Annotated in this window: 16 protein-coding genes; 10 read left to right on the top strand and 6 right to left on the bottom strand. The window is 65.3% G+C overall.

Annotated features, from left to right (window positions below; genetic code table 11):
* The first annotated feature begins 11 nt into the window (after positions 1 to 11).
* On the top strand, positions 12 to 791 hold the full coding sequence (gene ehuA, locus BLT86_RS19600) for an ectoine/hydroxyectoine ABC transporter ATP-binding protein EhuA (RefSeq protein WP_017676296.1): 780 nt from the start codon (positions 12 to 14) through the stop codon (positions 789 to 791).
* A 103-nt stretch (positions 792 to 894) separates the two neighbouring features.
* Here the strand turns inward: ehuA and BLT86_RS19595 are convergent, their stop codons facing one another.
* From BLT86_RS19595 to BLT86_RS19570, 6 genes are all read right to left on the bottom strand, one after another.
* On the bottom strand, positions 895 to 2145 hold the full coding sequence (locus tag BLT86_RS19595; RefSeq protein ID WP_408003006.1) for a virulence factor family protein: 1251 nt from the start codon (positions 2143 to 2145) through the stop codon (positions 895 to 897).
* Position 2146: 1 nt separating this feature from the next.
* Positions 2147 to 4783, bottom strand: a complete 2637-nt coding sequence (gene mprF / locus BLT86_RS19590; protein WP_092379059.1) for a bifunctional lysylphosphatidylglycerol flippase/synthetase MprF — start codon at positions 4781 to 4783, stop codon at positions 2147 to 2149.
* A gap of 120 nt (positions 4784 to 4903) precedes the next feature.
* Entirely contained in the window at positions 4904 to 5170 is a 267-nt protein-coding gene (locus BLT86_RS19585) for a PilZ domain-containing protein (RefSeq protein WP_017676293.1), read from the bottom strand.
* A gap of 127 nt (positions 5171 to 5297) precedes the next feature.
* The gene (locus BLT86_RS19580) at positions 5298 to 6185 is read right to left on the bottom strand and encodes a lysophospholipid acyltransferase (RefSeq protein ID WP_017676292.1); all 888 of its coding nucleotides are present in this window, start codon (positions 6183 to 6185) and stop codon (positions 5298 to 5300) included.
* Positions 6186 to 6277: 92 nt separating this feature from the next.
* On the bottom strand, positions 6278 to 6886 hold the full coding sequence (locus tag BLT86_RS19575; RefSeq protein WP_017676291.1) for a pyridoxamine 5'-phosphate oxidase family protein: 609 nt from the start codon (positions 6884 to 6886) through the stop codon (positions 6278 to 6280).
* Positions 6883 to 7437, bottom strand: coding sequence for a DNA-3-methyladenine glycosylase I (locus tag BLT86_RS19570; RefSeq protein WP_017676290.1), 555 nt, complete (start codon positions 7435 to 7437; stop codon positions 6883 to 6885). Before BLT86_RS19570 ends, BLT86_RS19575 begins: the two co-directional genes overlap by 4 nt.
* Before the next feature lie 172 nt (positions 7438 to 7609).
* Here BLT86_RS19570 and glyQ point away from each other — a divergent pair, with 172 nt between their 5' ends.
* From glyQ to BLT86_RS19525, 9 genes are all read left to right on the top strand, one after another.
* Positions 7610 to 8557 carry a glycine--tRNA ligase subunit alpha gene (glyQ, locus tag BLT86_RS19565; RefSeq protein ID WP_017676289.1) on the top strand — a complete coding sequence of 316 codons (948 nt, stop codon included), beginning with the start codon at positions 7610 to 7612 and terminating at the stop codon, positions 8555 to 8557.
* Positions 8554 to 10608 carry a glycine--tRNA ligase subunit beta gene (gene glyS / locus BLT86_RS19560; protein ID WP_092379055.1) on the top strand — a complete coding sequence of 685 codons (2055 nt, stop codon included), beginning with the start codon at positions 8554 to 8556 and terminating at the stop codon, positions 10606 to 10608. Before glyQ ends, glyS begins: the two co-directional genes overlap by 4 nt.
* Before the next feature lie 69 nt (positions 10609 to 10677).
* The gene (gene gmhB / locus BLT86_RS19555) at positions 10678 to 11208 is read left to right on the top strand and encodes a D-glycero-beta-D-manno-heptose 1,7-bisphosphate 7-phosphatase (protein ID WP_092379052.1); all 531 of its coding nucleotides are present in this window, start codon (positions 10678 to 10680) and stop codon (positions 11206 to 11208) included.
* A 13-nt stretch (positions 11209 to 11221) separates the two neighbouring features.
* Positions 11222 to 11989: a lysophospholipid acyltransferase family protein gene (locus BLT86_RS19550; RefSeq protein ID WP_092379049.1), complete on the top strand. Its 768-nt coding sequence runs from the start codon at positions 11222 to 11224 to the stop codon at positions 11987 to 11989.
* 271 nt (positions 11990 to 12260) lie between these two features.
* On the top strand, positions 12261 to 12866 hold the full coding sequence (locus BLT86_RS19545) for a CDP-alcohol phosphatidyltransferase family protein (protein ID WP_092379046.1): 606 nt from the start codon (positions 12261 to 12263) through the stop codon (positions 12864 to 12866).
* 26 nt (positions 12867 to 12892) lie between these two features.
* Positions 12893 to 14647, top strand: coding sequence for a bifunctional alpha/beta hydrolase/class I SAM-dependent methyltransferase (locus BLT86_RS19540; RefSeq protein ID WP_092379043.1), 1755 nt, complete (start codon positions 12893 to 12895; stop codon positions 14645 to 14647).
* The gene (locus BLT86_RS19535; RefSeq protein ID WP_197676074.1) at positions 14647 to 15984 is read left to right on the top strand and encodes a phosphatase PAP2/dual specificity phosphatase family protein; all 1338 of its coding nucleotides are present in this window, start codon (positions 14647 to 14649) and stop codon (positions 15982 to 15984) included. The genes BLT86_RS19540 and BLT86_RS19535 overlap by 1 nt, the downstream gene beginning before the upstream one ends.
* Entirely contained in the window at positions 15974 to 16408 is a 435-nt protein-coding gene (locus BLT86_RS19530; protein ID WP_017676282.1) for a hypothetical protein, read from the top strand. Before BLT86_RS19535 ends, BLT86_RS19530 begins: the two co-directional genes overlap by 11 nt.
* Positions 16409 to 16417: 9 nt before the next feature.
* The gene (locus tag BLT86_RS19525) at positions 16418 to 17038 is read left to right on the top strand and encodes a lysophospholipid acyltransferase family protein (protein WP_017676281.1); all 621 of its coding nucleotides are present in this window, start codon (positions 16418 to 16420) and stop codon (positions 17036 to 17038) included.
* The last annotated feature ends 1 nt before the right edge of the window (position 17039 follow it).

Genomic DNA, 17039 nt, shown 5'->3' with positions numbered 1-17039 from the left:
GGAGTTCCTCAATGCCCCAGCCCATCGTTCGCTTCACCGACGTGACCAAGCGTTACGGCAATCTCACCGTGCTCAACAAGCTCAACCTGGACGTCGCCCCCGGCGAAAAGGTGGCGATCATCGGCCCCAGCGGTTCGGGCAAATCGACCCTGCTGCGCGCGTTGATGACTCTGGAGAGCATCGACGAAGGGGTGATCTCGGTCGACGACGAACCTCTCACCCACATGCCCGGCCGCGACGGTCGTCTGGTGCCCGCCAGCGCCAGCCACCAGCGCAAGGTGCGCGGCAAGATCGGCATGGTGTTCCAGAGCTTCAACCTGTTCCCGCACATGTGCGCGCTGCAAAACGTGATCGAGGCGCCGATGCAGGTGCTCGGCATGGGCAGGAAGGAGGCCACCGAACGCGCCGAGGACCTGCTGGCAATGGTCGGCCTGGGCGAGAAGCTGCGCCATTTCCCCTTGCAGCTCTCCGGCGGTCAGCAGCAGCGCGTGGCCATCGCCCGTGCGCTGGCGATGCGGCCCAAGGTGATGCTGTTCGACGAAGTGACCTCGGCGCTCGACCCGGAACTGTGCGGCGAGGTGCTCAATGTCATCCGCCGTCTAGGCAGCGAGCACAACCTGACCATGCTGATGGTCACCCACCAGATGGGCTTCGCCCGCGAGTTCGCCGACCGTGTGTGCTTCTTTCACCAGGGCTGCATCCATGAACAGGGCACGCCGGATCAACTGTTCGGCAACCCACAGCAGGAGCGAACCAAGGCGTTTCTGAGTGCGGTGAACGAGGCCAATTGAGGATGGGTTCACGCCCTGCTGCGCGCAATCTTGTAGGAGCGGCTTTAGCCGCGATTTTTCGCGGATGAATCCGCTCCTACAGAATCGGTATGCGTCAGCGGGACTAACGCGGCTGGCGCGCCTTGATCGCCGCCAGCATCTTCTGCGCCAGCGCAGCGTAATCACCGTCGAAGTGGTGTCCGCCCTTGATCATCAGGTGCTCCCCCGGAGCGCCGGCTTCGGTGCAGCCGCTCTCGGCCGTCTCCTCGCTGCCGTAGATGCAATACACCTTGGCCGCCGGCACCTTGCGCAGTTCGGGGCTGGTCGGCGCCTCCGCACCATCCTTGCCGAGCCAGCCACTGACGGCGATCTCGAAACTGCCGCTACGGGCGAAGGCCAGCAGCAGCATCGCGTCGATCTGCTGCTGATCGATGGCCGGCAAGCGGTTGTAGATCGCCGGCAGCACGTCGGCGCCGAAGGAATAACCGGCCAGCACGAAGCGCTGCACATGCCACTTGTCGCGGTACTGCTGCATCAGCCGAGACAGGTCGGCGGCGCTCTGCTCCGGGCTCTTGTGCTGCCAGTAGTAACGCAGGGTGTCGATGCCCACCACCGGATAACCGGCCGCGGCCATGTGCTCGGCGGACGCGCGGTCGAGGTCACGCCAACCGCCATCGCCGGAATAGAACAGGGTCAGAGTTTCGGCCGGCTGCGCCGAAGGATGCTCGATCACTGGCATAGCCGCGCCCTGACTGGCGAGCAGGCGCTGCAACTGATCGGCCAGCAGCGTCGGCAGCGGCGTGCTCAGCGCGCCGATACGCGGCTCACCGTTGGACTGTTCACGCAGGAAGCGGGCGTTGTCGTCACCCGGATTGTCGTTCCACAGGGCGATCCAGTGACCGTGCTCGGCCTTGTTCGGCAATGGCTCGGCGCAATCGGGCTTGGCCAGGTCGAAGCCGACCGACAGCGCCTGGGCCTCATCGCTCTGCTGCGCCGCCAGCCAGCGCCAGGCCGAGGCCGCTGCCGGGCCGATACCGGCCACCAGGGTCGGGGCGCCGCTCAGTTCCTCGCTGGCCAGGCTGATCAGTTGCTGTTGCGCCTTGCAGTCGCCAGGCGAGAAGGGCAGTTGCAGCAGGCGCAGATCGCCGACTTCGGCAAAGCGGCGTAGCGTGGTTTCGTCCAGCGCCTGGTCGGCAGGCGCGAGCAGCAGCACACGCTGACGCGCGTCCCCCTGGCTCAGCAGTTGCGCCGAGTTGCCCTGTATCTGCACCGTCTGCAGATGCGGTACCGCACGCATCGACCACCAACCCACTGCGCCTGCAGCCAGGGCCACAACCAGCAACAACCCACCCAGCCTCCTTGTCGTCCTGCTCATCTCAGCGCCTCACCAGTCCACCCAGGCCGCCAGCGATCAACGTGGCGGTGTCGGCCAATGCCACCCAAGGATCGAGCCCGGCCGGCACGGCCAGGTAACGCGGCTCCCACTGCGGCAGGAACTTGTCCTTGAAGCGGCGCAGGCCCTGGAAGTTGTAGAAGTTCTCACCACGGTCGAACACCAGCGCACCCAGGCGCAGCGGCAGCGGCGCCCCCTTGCGCGTCTGCAGACCGGCCAGCGGCACCATGCCGAGGCTGAAGCGCGCATAGCCCTCGCTCTGGAACTGCTGGATCAGGCCGAGCATGAGAAATTCCATGGTCGACTTCGGCGCATCCGGCAGCACGCGCATCAGGTCGAGGCTGGCCACAGCGCGCGTCTTGCATTCCAGCAGGTTGGCGAAGGCCACCGCACGACCTTCGAAACGCACCACCACGACGCGAAAGTGCGCCAGGTACTCGGGGCTGAAACGGCCCAGGGAAAAGCCTTTCTCGCGTACGTTCTTGCCCTGCAACCAGGCATCGGAGATCGCCTGCAGCTCTGCCATCGGCACCTGGCCGGGGGCATGGAACTCCAGGCTCAGGCCATCGCGCTGACCGCGATTCCAGGTATAGCGCAGCGCCTTCATCTCCTTGCCGTTGCTGGCCAGATCGAAGGTTTTCAGGTCCACCAACGCCTCTTCGCCGAGCTTCAGCGCGGTCAGGCCTATGTCGATATAGCCGGGCAGATTCTCCGCGCGCACCTGGTAGAACACCGGCCGCGCATGGTGGCGGTCACACAGGTCACGGAACTGCCAGATCAGCTCGGCACGTGCCGCCGCCGGGCCAATAGGATCGAACAGTGCAACCAGGCTGCGGCCGCGCAGCGCGTACATCAGAAACGCTTCGCCATCAGGGTGGAACAGCAACGCCTTGTCGCCACTCAGGGCCAGGCTGCCCTCCGGCTGGCGCGAGGCTTGAACGATGGCGCGGGCACGCAGCAACGCCTCGCTGTCCGGCAGGCTGATGCTCGGTGGTGTGGCGCGCAACAGCCAGGTCAGGCCGACGGCCAACAGCACCAGGGCGCTGCCCAGTGCGGCCCGCAGGCCGCGCGGGGCGTTGGCATCCAGCTCGAACTGCCACCACAGCTGATGGCTGTAGGCGACATCTTGATAGACGAACAGCAGCAGCCACACCGAGGCGGCGATCACTCCAGCCGTGGCCGCCAGCGCCAGGCCGGATGCCGGCACGTCCATCAGCCGGCTGCGCCGGTAGAACTCGCGGCGAAACAGCGCCAGCAAGCCGGCGATGGCCGCCAGGGCCAGGGCCTCCGGCCAGTCGAAGCCCTTGAGCAATGACAGCACCACACCCAGGCAAAGCAGCACCAGGGTCAGTGCCCAGGCCGCCGACAGGCGCCGGCGCAGCCCTTGCGCCAGCAACAGGCAAAGCGTGCCCACCAGGCTGGCCGCCAGGTGCGAGGCAGCGATCAGTTGCGGTGGCATGAGAAAGCCCAGGGCCTCGAGATGCTCATCCACAGTGGGGGTCACCCCGGAGAACAGCAGCACCATACCGGCGCAGAACACCAGCAGCGCCAGCAGCGGCACCGCCATGCCGCTGGCCACGCGCGCCACCTGCCGTGGAAACCACAAGCGGCGCGCCTCGGCAGCCAGCAGCAGGAGCCCGGCCGCCACCAGCGGTAGCACCACATAGAGCAGGCGATAGAGCAGCATCGCCGCGACCAGACCGGCCGGGTCGATGCGCGAGGAAAAGGCCGCCAACAGCACTGCCTCGAACACCCCGACACCGCCCGGTACATGGCTCAGCACACCGGCCGCCAGCGCCAGCATGTAGACCAGCACGAAGGAGGAGAAAGGCGGAGCCTCGGGCAACAACAGGTAAAGCACGCTGGCGGCAATCAGCACATCCAGGCTGCTGATCAACAACTGCGTCAGGCTCATGCGTAGGCCCGGCAGACGCAGACTGAAACGTCCCAGATCCACCTGCCAGCAGCCGGGCGCGGGGCACTCGGCCAGGCGTTTGCGGCTGACCAGCAGCACCACGGCCGTGGCGGCGACCAGTATGGCAACAGCCAACGCCGCCAGCACCGGCTCGGACAGGTGCAGCGCGGCCGAGGCATCCTCGAGATCGAACAGCGCCGCCAATGCTGCGAGGATCGGCAGGCTGACGCCGAGCGACAGGCTGGCGAACAGGCTCATACGCGCCACATCGCCCGCGCTCAGCCCATTGCGCCCGTACAGGCGGTAGCGCACCGAACCACCGGACAACGCCGACAGGCCCACCGCATTGCCGATGGCAAAAGCGCAGAAACCGCCGAGTGCCAGGGTCGGCGGCGGCAGGTCGACGCCCGCATAGCGGCTGGCTGACCACTCGTAGGCGAGCATCACCAAAAAGCCCAGCACGGTGGCCAGCAAGGCGGCGAGCAAGGCCTGCGGCGGCACGGCCGCCAGGGATTCACGCACCTGATCCGGGTTGATCTCGCGCACCAGGTGCCAGCAGGCGACCAGCGCCAGGCCGAACAACAGCAGCGAGAGACCGAGACCGATCAGTTGGCGGTTGCGTTGCAACCAGCCGGGTTGTGAAGGAGGAAGAAGATCAGGCGCATCAGCGCCCTGGACGGGGAGTTCGGATACCGCTCGACTCATGTCGAAAACGCCTCTGATGGACGCCACCTCGGAGTGAGGCCTAGATCAGAGTGTAGATGTAACAAAATGTTCCATTGAGCCGAAACGCTCGTTGCGAATGTCCGAACTGGCTGGCTCCGTTCAGGCCTCGCCGAGAAACCTCAGGCCGGCCCCTTCAGCATCCACGCGCATCACTTCCATCTTCAATACCGGCGCAGGGAAGGGCAAATCCTGCACCTGGCCGATCACTTCGGTGCCGACCGACAAGCTGGCCATGTCCGGATGCTTCACGTAGACACCGCTATCGGACAGGTCACGAGTCTGCGCCAACAGCTCGCCGAAGCTGGGGTGGCTGATCTTGATCCGGCACTTCATCGGGGTACGCACCTGCTGGCGCTGGTTCGGCATGACGGCTCCGGGGGTAGGCGGACGATGCAGCCTTTAATAACGCAAAATCGAAGCAATTCCCAACGCTCGACAGAAAAAAGGCGCCATCGAGGCGCCTTCGTTCATCATCGTGCTCAGTGGCAGTACGTCAGTACCACTTGGCCTCACCATCCGGGCGTTTCTTGAAGCGCTTCATGCTCCACATGTACTGGCTCGGGTAGTTGCGCACGTAACGCGACACCACTTCGCTCATCGCCGCCACGCCTTCTTCGACGTTCTCGCTGTACATCCCTTCGGGGGCCGCCTCGAGGATCACCTTGTAGCCGCGGCCATCCGGCAGACGCAGCGCATGCAGGAACACACCGACCGCCTTGCCACCGGTGAGCATGCCCGGCACGAACTTGCTGGTCAGCGCGGTGGTACCGAGGAAGGGCACGAACACACCCGACGAACGGCTCGGCTCCGGGTCGGCCGGAATGCCCACGGCGCCGCCACGGCGTACTTCCTTGATGACACTGAGGATGCCTTCCTTGGTCGACGGCGCGACGCGGTTGCCCATCTGCACGCGCTGCTGCTGCAGCAGCTCGTCGACCGCCTTGAGCTTCGGCGGGCGGTAGAAAATGATCGGTTTGCACTGGTTGCAGTAGAAGTGGTTGAGCACTTCCCAGTTGCCCAGATGGCTGGTGATGCCGACCACGCCCTTGCCGGACGCCAGCGCCTGCTGCAGCACGTCCAGGCCTTCCACTTCACGCACCAGCTTGAGCGATTTCTGCGCCGGCCAGATCCAGGCGCAGGCACTTTCGGTCAGGGTCTTGCCGATGTCCTTGAGGCTTTGCCCGACCAGTTTGTCCAGCTCGGCCTGATTCAGCTCCGGGAAGCACTTGCTCAGGTTGATGCGCACCACGTCACGCGAGCCGTTCGGCAGCTTCCACATCAGCCAGCCGATGGCATTGCCCACGGCCTGTACGGCGCGCCAGGGCAGCAGTGCGAACAGACGCAGGAACCCGACCACCAGGGCGCCCTTGAGTTTTTCCACGAGAGACTCCAAGCGTTTCTGCAAAGCGCCCAGTTTAACAGGACGTTCAAAAACGTTGGTGAGACAAGGCGTAACGACCAGGGCCAGCTCAGTCAGTAAAGGCTCGTCCGCAGCCGCTGCTGTAGATCGCGCTCGTAGGCCTCGACGTCGAATTCCTCATAGATGCAGCGGAAGATGTCGCCCGCACTTGGCAGGCTGGCGCGCACCACCTGGCGCGATGCATCCCACAGACCGGAACGCACCGCCGCTTTGGAGCACTGGAAGTAGCAGCTGTCGATATGGATGCGCAGCACGCTGCGCGGCAGCTTGCCCTGGGCACGGCCCAGTTCCAGAAGCTCGGGGTCGAGGGAGATTTCGGCACGGCCGTTGACCCGCAGGCTCTCGCCGACGCCCGGAATCAGGAACAGCAGCGCCACCTGCGGGTTGAGCACGATATTGCGCAGGCTGTCGATGCGATTGTTGCCGGGGCGATCCGGCAGCAGCAGGGTCTGGTCGTCGAGAACCTGCACGAAGCCCGGCGCATCACCACGCGGCGAGCAATCCAGGCCATCCGGGCCAACGCTCGCCAGCACCACGAAGGGCGAGGCTTCGATCAGCGCGCGGTAGGGTTCGATCAGCCGCGGCAACTCCTTACGCCGCGAGCGCTCGTGGCTTTCGCCGTACAGTGCCTGCAATTCATCCAGCGTGGTGATGGTGGTCATGAGCCCTTCAGTTGCGCATAGCGGTCGCAGTCGGTGGTGTGGTCCATCACCATACCCGTGGCCTGCATGAAGGCATAGCAGATGGTCGGTCCGACGAAGTTGAAGCCAGCCTTGCGCAACGCCTTGCTCATCGCCTCGGCTTCAGGCGTCACTGCCAGCATCTGGCTGCGGTCGCTGAAGTGGTTGATCTTCGGTTCGCCGCCGACGAACGACCAGAGCCAGGTCACCGGATCCTCCAGCTTCAGCCAGGCCTGGGCGTTCTGCCGCACGGCCTTGAGCTTGAGGCGGTTGCGGATGATCCCGGGGTCCTGCATCAGCACCTCGATCTCTTCATCGCTCAAGCGCGCCAGACGCTCGGGATCGAACCCATGCAACACCTGGCGATAGCGCTCGCGCTTCTTCAGCACAGTGATCCACGACAGGCCGGCCTGCGCGCCTTCGAGCAGCAGCATCTCGAACAGATGGCCGGCATCGCGCTGCGGCACGCCCCATTCCTCGTCGTGATAGGCCTGGTACAGTGGATCGTCGGTACACCAGAAGCAGCGGGGCATGGCGGTAAGCCTCGGTCGGGGGTCGAAGCGACGACTATAGCGGCAAAATAACTGGATATAAATACAGTCTAATGTGACTTGAATGATGCCGATGTGCCGTACCCTGCGGCCTGCGCCGAGTTTCGATATACTCCCCGGCTTTCCCTCGCAAGCCTCCACAGGTGATTTTTTCGTGAGCCAGACCAAGCCTGCCGTGCGCACCTTCCAGGACCTGATCCTGGCCCTGCAGAACTACTGGGCCGAGCAGGGCTGCGTGGTGCTGCAACCCTACGACATGGAAGTGGGCGCCGGCACCTTCCACACCGCCACATTCCTGCGCGCCGTCGGCCCGGAGACCTGGAACGCCGCCTACGTGCAGCCTTCGCGTCGCCCCACCGATGGCCGCTATGGCGAAAACCCCAACCGCCTGCAGCACTACTACCAGTTCCAGGTGGTCTTGAAGCCCAACCCGGAGAACTTCCAAGAGCTGTACCTGGGTTCGCTGAAGGCCATCGGCCTCGACCCGGAAGTGCACGACATCCGCTTCGTCGAAGACAACTGGGAATCGCCGACCCTCGGCGCCTGGGGCCTGGGCTGGGAAATCTGGCTCAACGGCATGGAAGTCACCCAGTTCACCTACTTCCAGCAGGTCGGTGGCATCGAGTGCTACCCGGTGACCGGCGAGATCACCTACGGCCTGGAGCGCCTGGCCATGTACCTGCAGGGCGTCGACTCGGTCTACGACCTGATTTGGACCGACGGCCCGTTCGGCACCGTGACCTATGGCGACGTGTTCCACCAGAACGAAGTGGAGCAGTCCACCTACAACTTCGAGCACGCCAATGTCGAGAAGCTGTTCGAGCTGTTCGATTTCTACGAGAGCGAAGCCAATCGCCTGATCGAGCTGGAGCTGCCGCTGCCGACCTACGAGATGGTGCTCAAGGCCTCGCACACCTTCAACCTGCTCGACGCCCGCCGCGCTATTTCAGTGACCGCGCGCCAGCAGTACATCCTGCGCGTGCGCACCCTGGCCCGTGCGGTAGCGCAGAGCTACCTGCAGGCGCGCGCCAAGCTCGGCTTCCCCATGGCCACCCCCGAACTGCGTGACGAAGTACTGGCCAAGCTGGAGGCGCAAGCATGAGTGCACAAGATTTCCTGGTCGAACTGGGCACCGAAGAGCTGCCACCGAAAGCCCTGAAAAGCCTCGGTGAGGCCTTCCTCGCCGGTATCGAGAAAGGCCTCAAGGCCGCCGGCCTGGGCTATGCCGCCAGCCGCGTGTACGCCGCGCCCCGTCGCCTGGCAGTGCTGGTCGAGCAGCTCGAAGAGCAGCAGGCCGACCGCAGCATGAACCTCGACGGTCCGCCCATCCAGGCCGCCTTCGACGCCGACGGCAACCCGACCCAGGCCGCCCTGGGCTTCGCCCGCAAGTGCGGCGTGGATATCGCCGAGATCGACCGCAGCGGGGCGAAACTGCGCTTCGCCCAGCACATCCCTGGTCAGCCAGCAGTCAACCTGCTGCCGACCATCGTGCAGGACTCGCTGAACGACCTGCCGATCCCGAAACGCATGCGCTGGGCCGCCCGCCGCGACGAATTCGTGCGCCCGACCCAATGGCTGGTGATGCTGTTCGGCGACGCCGTGGTCGACTGCGAGATCCTCGCGCAGAAGGCTGGTCGCGTGTCCCGTGGCCACCGCTTCCACGCCAACCGTGACGTGCGCATCAGTAGTCCGGCCAACTACGCCGAAGACCTGCGCAGCGCCTACGTGCTGGCCGACTTCGCCGAACGCCGCGAGCTCATCAGCCGCCGCGTCGACGAACTGGCTGCGGCCGAGCAGGGCACGGCCATCGTGCCGCCGGCGCTGCTGGACGAAGTCACCGCCCTGGTGGAATGGCCGGTGCCGCTGGTCTGCTCGTTCGAGGAACGCTTCCTCGAGGTGCCGCAGGAGGCGCTGATCAGCACCATGCAGGACAACCAGAAGTACTTCTGCCTGCTCGATGCGAACGGCAAGCTGCTGCCGCGCTTCATCACCGTGGCCAACGTCGAGTCCAAGGACCCGGCGCAGATCGTCTCGGGTAACGAGAAGGTGGTGCGCCCGCGCCTGACCGACGCCGAGTTCTTCTTCAAGCAGGACAAGAAGCAGAAGCTCGAAGGCTTCAACCAGCGCCTGGCCAACGTGGTGTTCCAGGCCCAGCTCGGTTCGGTATTTGAAAAGGCCCAGCGGGTATCGGCGCTCGCCGGTTTTATCGCCCGCGAAGTCGGTGGCGACGCCCAGCGCGCCGCCCGTGCCGGCCTGCTGTCTAAATGCGACCTGGCCACCGAGATGGTCGGCGAATTCCCCGAGATGCAGGGCATCGCCGGTTACTACTACGCGCTCAACGACGGTGAGCCGCAGGACGTCGCCCTGGCCCTGAACGAGCAGTACATGCCGCGCGGTGCCGGCGCCGAACTGCCGAGCACCCTGACTGGCGCTGCCGTGGCCGTGGCCGACAAGCTCGACACCCTGGTCGGCATCTTCGGCATCGGCATGCTGCCGACCGGCTCGAAGGACCCGTACGCCCTGCGTCGCGCCGCCCTCGGCGTGCTACGCATCCTGATCGAGAAGGGCCTGGATCTGGACCTGGCCACTACGGTCGACTTCGCCGTGGCCCAGTACGCCGGCAAGATCAAGACCGACGGTCTGGCTGCTCAGGTGCTGGAGTTCATCTTCGACCGCCTGCGTGCGCGCTACGAAGACGAAGGCATCGAAGTCGCCGTGTACCAGGCGGTGCGTGCGGTGGGTCCGACCTCGCCGCTGGACTTCGACCAGCGCGTGCAGGCCGTGCAGGCCTTCCGCAAGCTGCCGCAGGCCGCTGCCCTGGCCGCCGCCAACAAGCGCGTGTCGAACCTGCTGAGCAAGGCCGAAGGTGGCGTTGCCGCCCAGGTCGAAGCGCACTACTTCGACAACCCCAGCGAGTTCGCCCTGCACGCCGCCATCCAGCAGGCCGACCAGGCCGTACAGCCCCTGGCCGCCGCCCGCCAGTACAACGAGGCCCTGGCCAAACTGGCTGGTCTGCGCGAGCCGGTGGACGCCTTCTTCGAGGCGGTGCTGGTCAACGCCGAAGACGCGCGCGTGCGCGCCAACCGTTACGCCCTGCTGGCCCGCCTGCGCGGGCTGTTCCTCGGCGTGGCGGACATCTCGGTACTGGGCTGACGCCAGGCGCTGGCCGCGAAGGTTTTCGCGGCCAGCGGTCGTTTCCATCTCTGCTTCTGGCGTGGCTGCATGAAACTGCTGATCCTCGACCGCGACGGTGTCATCAACCAAGACTCCGACGCCTATATCAAGACGCTCGACGAGTGGATCCCGATCCCTTCGTCGATCGCCGCCATCGCGCGCCTGTCGCAAGCCGGTTGGACGGTGGCCGTGGCTACCAACCAGTCCGGCATTGCCCGTGGCTATTACGACCTGGCGACCCTGGAGTCGATGCACGCGCGTCTGCGCCAGCTGGTGGCGGAGCAGGGCGGTGAGGTCGGCCTGATCGTCCATTGCCCGCACGGGCCGGACGATGGCTGCGACTGCCGCAAACCGAAACCTGGCATGCTCCGGCAGATCGCCGCGCACTACGCCACGGATCTGGCAGGAATCTGGTTCGTCGGCGATACCAGCGGTGACCTGCAGGCCGCGCTGGCCGTCGATTGTCAGCCTGTGCTGGTGAAAACCGGCAAGGGCGAACGCACCCTGGCCAAGCCACTGCCGCCAGGAACCCTGGTATTCGATGATCTGGCGGCTGTCGCCGATCAATTGCTCTCATAAGGTGTGAAGGTTCATGGCGCTAGTGCAGGCATTCAGAGTCACGCTTTTCTACCTGCTGCTGTCGTCCAGCTCGTTCTTCTGGTGCCTGATCAGCCTGGTGGTCGCACCGCTGCTGCCGTTCCGCCAACGCTACCGCTTCGTCGTTCAGGCCTGGTGCAACTGCGCCGTGTGGCTGGCCAAGGTGATCGTCGGGATTCGCTATGAAGTGCGCGGCCTGGAGAACATCCCCGAGCGCCCCTGCGTGATCCTCGCCAACCACCAGAGTACCTGGGAGACCTTCTTCCTCTCCGGCTTCTTCGAGCCACTGTCGCAGGTGGTCAAGCGCGAACTGCTGCGCGTGCCGTTCTTCGGCTGGGGCATGGCGCTGCTCAAGCCCATCGCCATCGACCGCAGCAACCCCAAGGCGGCGCTCAAGCAACTGGCCAAGCAGGGCGACGAACGCCTCAAGCAGGGCGCCTGGGTGCTGGTGTTCCCCGAAGGCACGCGGATTCCGCCAGGCCAGATCGGCAAGTTCTCCCGCGGCGGCACCGCACTGGCGGTGAATGCCGGCCTGCCGGTACTGCCCATCGCACACAACGCCGGTGAGTTCTGGCCCAAGGCTGGCTGGGGCAAGCGCCCGGGCACTATCCAGGTGATCATCGGCCAGCCGATGTACGCAGAAGGCGAAGGGCCGCGTGCCATCGGCGAGCTCAACGAACGTGCTTTTCAGTGGGTACGCCAGCAACAGACCGAACTGCGTGGCGAAGAGCCGCAGTTGAGCCGTCTGGGCGAAACCGCCTGATCTGTGGATAAGCTGTGCATCAAATGCAAGCAAAGCGCCATCATTGCCTGCATCGAACTGATTTTCCTGGCGAATCACCAGCGCTAGGAAAATCGCCTAACAGGGTATAAGTTGTCGCCTCAGTAGGGCGGGTGCAACCCGCCATCAGCGCTCTGGCGGGTTGCACCCGCCTTACGCATGACCGTCGATAAAGCCGCTTCTACCTCGATGGGTTCACAAGTCTCGCCCGCGGCAATGGCCGAAGATGGGACACGAAAAGGAATTCGCTGCCATGCCGTCGATCTACCAGCTCAAACCGGCCTTCCAGAACCTGCTGCGTCCCGGCGTCGAACGCCTTTACGCACGCGGCGTCACCGCCAACCAGGTCACTCTGGCTGCAGCCTTGGTCTCCGTGCTGCTGGGCGCCCTGCTCGCAGCCTGCAGTCATATCACCTGGCTATTCGCCCTGATTCCCCTGTGGATGCTGCTGCGCATGGCGCTGAACGCCGTTGACGGCATGCTCGCCCGCGAGTTCGGCCAGCAATCGAAGCTCGGCGCCTACCTCAATGAACTCTGCGACGTGATCGCCGACAGCGCCTTGTATCTGCCTTTCGCGCTGCTGGCCGGCGTCTCGCCGCTACTGGTGATCCTCGTGGTGTTGCTGGCGGTGATCAGCGAATACGCCGGCGTGCTCGGCCCCATGGTCGGCGCCTCACGGCGCTACGACGGGCCGATGGGCAAGAGCGACCGCGCCTTTTGCTTCGGCGTGCTCGGCGCAGGCGTCGCCACGGGCCTGCTGCCGGCCTTGTGGATCAACCTGCTGCTGGGCCTGATTCTCGCCCTGCTGCTCTACACCCTCTACAACCGCGTTCGCCGGGGTTTGGCCGAAGCGGTCTGACCCGTCCTACGGAATAAGGAGATTCCATGCGCCCCGTACAGCTTCACACCTTCACCACGCATGACGGCGTCGAGCTGAACTATCGCCACTGGCCGGCGACGACGCCTGCCGATGGCCCACGTCAGGCCGTAGTGCTGTTTCACCGTGGCCACGAACATGGCGGGCGAATGGCCTACCTGGTGGACGAACTGGAGCTGCCGCACTGCGATTTCTTCGCCTGGGATGCCCGTGGCCATGGCCTGTCGCCCGGCGCACGCGGCGACAGCCCAAGCTTCGCCACCAACGTGCGTGACGTGCAGACCTTCGTCGAGCATATCGGCAGCCAGCACGCCATTGCCGAACAGGACCTGGCCGTCGTGGCGCAAAGCGTCGGCGCGGTGATCGTTTCCACCTGGGCCCACGACTACGCACCCAAGGTGCGCTGCCTGGTGCTCGCCTCGCCGGCGTTCAAGGTCAAGCTCTACGTGCCCTTCGCCCGGCCCGGTTTGAAGCTGCTGCACGCCTGGCGCGGCAACTTCTTCGTCAACAGCTATGTGAAGGCGCGGTTCCTTAGCCACGATCCCGAGCGCATTGCCTCCTTCGAGAATGACTCGCTGATCGCCCGACCGATCTCGGTGACCATGCTGCTCGGCCTGTACGAGGCCGCCGATCGCATCGTCGCCGACGCCCAGGCGATCCAGGTGCCGACCCAACTGCTGATCTCCGGCGCCGACTTCGTCGTTCATCGCAAACCGCAGGAGGACTTCTTCGAGCGCCTCGGCAGCCTGCGCAAGGAAAAGCACCTGCTACCGGGTTTCTTCCATGACACCCTCGGCGAGCGCGACCGCGCCCATGCCCTGAGCCGCGCGCGGCGCTTTATACTGCGCAACTTCGAGGAGCCAGTGGCGCGTCCCTCGCTGCTCGATGCCGACCGCCTGGGCGCCACCTGCGCCGAGGCCGAAGAGCTGGCCGCACCGCTGCCGAAAAATTCGCTGCGCGACCTTTACTGGCGCGCCACCCGTGCCGGCATGCGCCTGGGTAGCACGCTATCCGAAGGAGTGAAGCTGGGCTTCGACACCGGCTTCGATTCCGGCAGCACGCTCGATTACGTCTACCGCAACCAACCGACCGGCAAGGGCGCGCTGGGCCGGTTGATCGACCAGAACTACCTGGACTCCATCGGCTGGCGTGGTATCCGCCAGCGCAAGCTGCACGCCGAAGAGCTGCTGCGCCTGGCCATGGCCAGGTTGCGCGAGGCGGGCAAGGCAGTGCGCATCGTCGATATCGCTGCAGGCCAAGGCCGCTACATCCTCGAATCGCTGGAAGGCCAGGAGCAGCGCCCCGACGCGATCCTGCTGCGCGACTACAGCGACATCAACGTGCGTGACGGCAATGCACTGATCCAACAAAAGGGCCTGGGCGACATAGCCCGCTTCGTCAAAGGCGATGCCTTCGACCGTGAAGACCTGGCCGCGCTAGAGCCGAAGCCGACCCTGGCAGTGGTCTCCGGCCTGTACGAGCTGTTCGGCAGCAACCAGATGGTCGGCGACTCGCTGGCCGGATTGGCAGCCGCAGTCGAGGAGGGCGGCTACCTGGTCTACACCGGCCAGCCCTGGCACCCGCAGCTGGAACTGATCGCCCGCGCCCTGACCAGCCACCGCGATGGCCAGGCCTGGGTCATGCGCCGGCGTAGCCAGGCGGAGATGGACCAGTTGGTGGAAGCAGCCGGTTTCCGCAAGGTGGCACAGCGCATCGACCAGTGGGGCATCTTCAGCGTGTCCCTGGCGCAGCGGGTGAAGTGATGGACAACACACGCGAACAGGGATTGTGGAAGCGCGGCGTACTCTGGCTGCTATTGCTCGGCCCGCTGTTCTTCGCCAGCTACGGCTTCGCCAACTGGTTCACCGGGCAACGCGATGATGTCGGCAGCCTGGTCTTCGCCTGGGAGCCGCAGATCCCGCTCTGGCCATGGACCATCGTGCCGTACTGGTCTATCGACCTGCTCTACGGACTGTCCTTCCTGTTGCCGGCTTGCCGTCGCGAGATGGATCGCCATGCCCTGCGCCTGCTCGCCGCACAGGTGATCTGCGTGGCCTGCTTCCTGCTCTGGCCGCTGCGCTTCACCTTCGAGCGGCCGCCCCTAGACGGCACCTTCGGCCTGATGTTCGACGTGCTGATGGGCTTCGACAAACCCTTCAACCAGGCGCCTTCGCTGCATATCACCCTGCTGGTGATCATCTGGGCGATGTTCGCCAATCACATCCGCGGGCTGTTCTGGCGTGGCCTGCTGCACGGCTGGATGGCGCTGATCGGCATCTCCGTGCTGACCACCTGGCAGCACCACTTCATCGATCTGCCCACCGGGGCGCTGGCCGGCTTCTTCTGTCTATGGCTGCTGCCGCTGCAGGGCGATACGCCGCTGAAGCAGATACGCCTGGCCAGCGATCCGCGCCGTTGGCGCCTGGCACTGCGCTACGGGCTTGGCGCAACGCTATGCGCCGTGCTGGCCGTCAAGCTGGGCGGTGCCTGGCTGTGGCTGTTCTGGCCGGCGGCTTCACTGGCGCTGGTTGCGCTCAACTACCAGCTGTTCGGTGCTGGCGGTTTCCAGAAGCAGGCCAATGGGCGCCTCAGCCCAGCCGCCACGACGTTGCTCGCCCCCTATCTGCTCGGTGCCTGGATCAATTCGCGGTTGTGGACGTTTCGCAAGCCAGCGCCCAGCCAGATCGTGGAGGGCATCGACCTCGGCCGCCTGCCCGCCATGGGCGATCTCGGTGGTTATGCCGCCCTGGTCGACCTCTGCGCCGAGCTGCCGCTGCAGCACACGCCACAGAACTACTGCAGCCTACCGTCACTGGATCTGGTGGCGCCGGATGCGCTGACCTGCCAACGCGCCGCCGAGGCCATAGAAAACCTGCGCCACAAGGGCCCAGTGCTGGTGTGCTGTGCACTGGGCTACTCGCGCAGTGCCACCGCCGTGGCGGCCTGGCTGCTGCATAGCGGCCGCTGCCAGGGCGTGGATGCGGCCGTGGCGCTGATCCGCCAGGCGCGGCCACAGGTCGTGCTCGGCCCGCAGCATCTGGCCGCGCTGCAATCCATGGTCGATGCACAACCGGGGTTGGAGGTCGCTCATGCAGGCTGATCTGCTGCTGGTCGCGGCACTGTTACGACGTGGCCGCAGCCTCGATCATTGCTCCAGCGCGCTAAGCCTGGTCGCCGTGCTCTTCGGCCTGGCACCTTGGCTGGGTGCACCGCCCAGCCTGATCCTGGCGCTGCTCTGCGCCGTGCTGCTGATCGCCGGCCTGGCCGAAAAATACTGGGCGTTGCGCGTGGCGCTAGACGCCGAGCTGTTCCAACGCCTGGCTGAAGCCGGAGAACAGCTCGACAGCCAGACTCATGCGCTGGATCAGGCCCTACAGAATCTTGGCCTGCAAAATGCGCAACAGGCTGGCCGCAGCTGGAGCCTTCGATCTCAGGGCGCACTCGGCCTGCTGCGCAAACAGGCCCTATGCCTGTTGCTACAGATCGTCATCGTCGTACTCGGGTTCTTCATCGTTCTCGCTTAAGGAGTCGCCATGCTCGCCGCATTGACCGCTTTCGCCATCACCTCGGCAGCTCGCCTGCTGACCGGCGCACGAGCCCTTTGGCTCGGCAGTACCGCGCAGGCGACCCAGCGCCTGTACTACGCCAACCACAGCAGCCACGGCGACTTCGTCCTGCTCTGGGCCTCGCTGCCGCCGGAGCTGCGCAAGCGCACCCGGCCGGTGGCCGGCGCCGACTACTGGCAGAAACCGGGCGTGCGCAGCTTCCTGATCAACAAGGTATTCAACGGCGTGCTGGTCGACCGCGAGCGCAAGGAAGGCGCCAACCCGCTGCAGGCGATGCTCGACGCGCTGGACGGCGGCGACTCGCTGATCATCTTCCCCGAGGGCACGCGCAATCTCGGCGACGAGCCCTTGCTGTCCTTCAAAAGCGGCCTTTATCACCTGGCTCAGGCGCGCCCGGACGTGGAGCTGGTGCCGGTGTGGATCGCCAACCTCAACCGGGTGATGCCCAAGGGCAGGGCGCTGCCGCTGCCGCTGCTGTGCACCCTGAGCTTCGGTGCGGCGCTGGAGCCCATCGAGGGGGAGGGCAAAGACGCCTTCCTGGAACGCGCGCGTAACGCCCTGCTGGCACTGGCACCCGAGGAGGCCTGAG

It is taken from the genome of Pseudomonas sihuiensis (genome assembly GCF_900106015.1).
In the GTDB taxonomy this organism is placed as follows: domain Bacteria; phylum Pseudomonadota; class Gammaproteobacteria; order Pseudomonadales; family Pseudomonadaceae; genus Aquipseudomonas; species Aquipseudomonas sihuiensis.
The sequence above is the reverse complement of the archived record's forward strand: the minus strand, read 5'-3'. Positions and strand labels throughout refer to the sequence as shown.